The organism is Agromyces sp. NPDC056389, assembly GCF_042262385.1.
Classification (GTDB): Bacteria; Actinomycetota; Actinomycetes; order Actinomycetales; family Microbacteriaceae; genus Agromyces.
The window spans coordinates 2,035-5,707 of sequence record NZ_JBHJPN010000005.1 but is presented as its reverse complement, the minus strand read 5'-3'; the positions used below and the strand labels follow the sequence as shown (position 1 = coordinate 5,707).

The 3,673-nt window shown below is 55.9% G+C and carries 2 rRNA genes; both read right to left on the bottom strand.

Annotated elements, in window-relative coordinates:
- Window position 1 precedes the first annotated feature (1 nt).
- Window positions 2-118: ribosomal RNA gene (gene rrf / locus ACFCVM_RS19595) — 5S ribosomal RNA — on the bottom strand.
- Between the two features lie 220 nt (window positions 119-338).
- Window positions 339-3,445, bottom strand: a 23S ribosomal RNA gene (locus ACFCVM_RS19590).
- Window positions 3,446-3,673: the final 228 nt, after the last annotated feature.

The following is a 3,673-nucleotide window of genomic DNA, read 5'->3' as shown; positions in this document are numbered from 1 at the left end:
TGTCCGGCGGTGTCCTACTCTCCCACAGGGTCCCCCCTGCAGTACCATCGGCGCTGCGAGTCTTAGCTTCCGGGTTCGGAATGTGTCCGGGCGTTTCCCTCGCGCTATGGCCGCCGAAACTCTTGCCACACCTCGCCCGCCACGTGTGTGGGGTGGGTGTGTGGTCTCGGTGACCGCACCGACCAGCCCCGGTGTACAGGGGTGTGGTGGTGCGGGTGTTGTCTCAGTGTTGAGTTTTGGGTTTCCGTCTGAAGGGAACCACAGAGTGGACGCGAGCGTATCTTTGGCCACTCACACGGCCTTTTCATGAACATGTTCAAACGTGTGTGAGTGTAGTGATTATCAAGTTATCGGCTTATTAGTACCGGTCAGCTCCGACAGTCGTTAGTCCTGTCTTCCACATCCGGCCTATCAACCCAGTCGTCTGGCTGGGAGCCTCTCACCCCGAAGGGTATGGAAATCTCATCTCGAGGCCGGCTTCCCGCTTAGATGCTTTCAGCGGTTATCCATCCCGAACGTAGCTAACCAGCGGTGCTCCTGGCGGAACAACTGGCACACCAGAGGTTCGTCCAACCCGGTCCTCTCGTACTAGGGTCAGATCCTCTCAAATTTCCTACGCGCGCAGCGGATAGGGACCGAACTGTCTCACGACGTTCTAAACCCAGCTCGCGTACCGCTTTAATGGGCGAACAGCCCAACCCTTGGGACCTACTCCAGCCCCAGGATGCGACGAGCCGACATCGAGGTGCCAAACCATGCCGTCGATATGGACTCTTGGGCAAGATCAGCCTGTTATCCCCGAGGTACCTTTTATCCGTTGAGCGACAGCGCTTCCACAAGCCACTGCCGGATCACTAGTCCCGACTTTCGTCCCTGCTCGACCTGTCAGTCTCACAGTCAAGCTCCCTTGTGCACTTACACTCGCCACCTGATTGCCAACCAGGTTGAGGGAACCTTTGGGCGCCTCCGTTACTTTTTGGGAGGCAACCGCCCCAGTTAAACTACCCACCAGGCACTGTCCCTGAACCGGATCACGGTTCGAAGTTAGATATCCAGAGTGACCAGAGTGGTATTTCAACAATGACTCCACCGACACTAGCGTGCCAGCTTCAAAGTCTCCCACCTATCCTACACAAGCCACACCGAACACCAATACCAAGCTGTAGTAAAGGTCACGGGGTCTTTCCGTCCTGCTGCGCGTAACGAGCATCTTTACTCGTAATGCAATTTCGCCGAGTTCGCGGTTGAGACAGCTGGGAAGTCGTTACGCCATTCGTGCAGGTCGGAACTTACCCGACAAGGAATTTCGCTACCTTAGGATGGTTATAGTTACCACCGCCGTTTACTGGGGCTTAAATTCTCAGCTTCGCCTTGCGGCTAACCGGTCCTCTTAACCTTCCAGCACCGGGCAGGCGTCAGTCCGTATACATCGTCTTGCGACTTAGCACGGACCTGTGTTTTTAGTAAACAGTCGCTTCCCACTGGTCTCTGCGGCCCTGCAGCGCTTCCTGGAGCAAGTCCATTCACGCCTTAGGCCCCCCTTCTCCCGAAGTTACGGGGGCATTTTGCCGAGTTCCTTAACCACGATTCTCTCGATCTCCTTAGTATTCTCTACCTGACCACCTGAGTCGGTTTGGGGTACGGGCGGCTGGAACCTCGCGTCGATGCTTTTCTTGGCAGCATAGGATCACCCACTTTTTATCCGCATCGCGTCTCAGCCGTAATGAGCGACGGATTTGCCTATCGCTCGGCCTACACGCTTGCCCCGGGTCAACCATCGCCCGGGTTGGGCTACCTTCCTGCGTCACACCTGTTAATACGCTCACTCCACCAGATGGGGTCGCATGCCGCCTCACGATCGTCCCCGAAGGGATCCACGCGTCTTGGGATGCTTAGCACTCCTGATTTCATGTGGGCGGTTCTTCGCCGGTACGGGAATATCAACCCGTTGTCCATCGACTACGCCTGTCGGCCTCGCCTTAGGTCCCGACTTACCCAGGGCAGATTAGCTTGACCCTGGAACCCTTGGTCTTCCGGAGGACGGGTTTCTCACCCGTCTTTCGCTACTCATGCCTGCATTCTCACTCGTGTGGCCTCCACGGCTGGTTCACACCGCCGCTTCACTGCCCACACGACGCTCTCCTACCCATCAACACGGCTGGACCACGAAGGCCTACCATTAATGTCAATGCCACAACTTCGGTGGCGTGCTTGAGCCCCGTTACATTGTCGGCGCGGAATCACTTGACCAGTGAGCTATTACGCACTCTTTCAAGGGTGGCTGCTTCTAAGCCAACCTCCTGGTTGTCTGTGCAACTCCACATCCTTTCCCACTTAGCACGCGCTTAGGGACCTTAGTTGGTGGTCTGGGTTGTTTCCCTCTCGACGATGAAGCTTATCCCCCACCGTCTCACTGCTGCGCTCTCACTTACCGGCATTCGGAGTTTGGCTGACGTCAGTAACCTTTTGGGGCCCATCGGCCATCCAGTAGCTCTACCTCCGGCAAGAAACACGCAACGCTGCACCTAAATGCATTTCGGAGAGAACCAGCTATCACGAAGTTTGATTGGCCTTTCACCCCTATCCACAGCTCATCCCCTCCATTTTCAACTGAAGTGGGTTCGGTCCTCCACGACGTCTTACCGTCGCTTCAACCTGGCCATGGATAGATCACTTCGCTTCGGGTCTAGGACATGCGACTGAATCGCCCTATTCAGACTCGCTTTCGCTACGGCTGCCCCTCACGGGTTAACCTCGCCACATATCACTAACTCGCAGGCTCATTCTTCAAAAGGCACGCTGTCACCCCTACAAGGAGGCTCCAACGGTTTGTAAGCAAACGGTTTCAGGTACTATTTCACTCCCCTCCCGGGGTACTTTTCACCTTTCCCTCACGGTACTTGTCCGCTATCGGTCATCTGGGAGTATTTAGGCTTATCAGGTGGTCCTGACAGATTCACGCGGGATTTCTCGGGCCCCGCGCTACTTGGGATACCTCTCCGGGCCGCCAGGCATTTCGACTACGGGACTCACACCCACTCCGGTCCGGCTTTCAATCCGGTTCGTCTATACCTGACGCGTCACCGTGACTGCACGGCAGTACAGTCCGAAAGGTCCCACAACCCCGACCATGCAACCCCTGCCGGGTATCACACATGGCTCGGTTTAGCCTCTTCCGCGTTCGCTCGCCACTACTAACGGAATCACGGTTGTTTTCTCTTCCTGTGGGTACTGAGATGTTTCACTTCCCCACGTTCCCTCTACCCGCCCTATATATTCAGGCGGGAGTCACCAGGTCACCCAAAGGGCCTGGCGGGGTTTCCCCATTCGGAAATCCTCGGATCACAGCTCGTTTATCAGCTCCCCGAGGCTTATCGCAGATTACGACGTCCTTCTTCGGCTCCAGATGCCAAGGCATCCACCGTTTGCTCTTAAAAACTTGAAAATCACATGAGATCGAATCGTGCAGCACCACCCGAAGGCGATGCTGCGAAATTGACCAGTGAATACGCCAACAAGATCACCCGAAGGCGACCCCTTGGCGACTCACCTATTGTGAAACAGGACCGAAGTCCCGTTTCTAAGATGCTCGCGTCCACTATGTAGTTCTCAACAGACGGCCAGAACCCCCACACCCACCGAATCAAAACCATCGGCAATGTGAAGGCCTGCC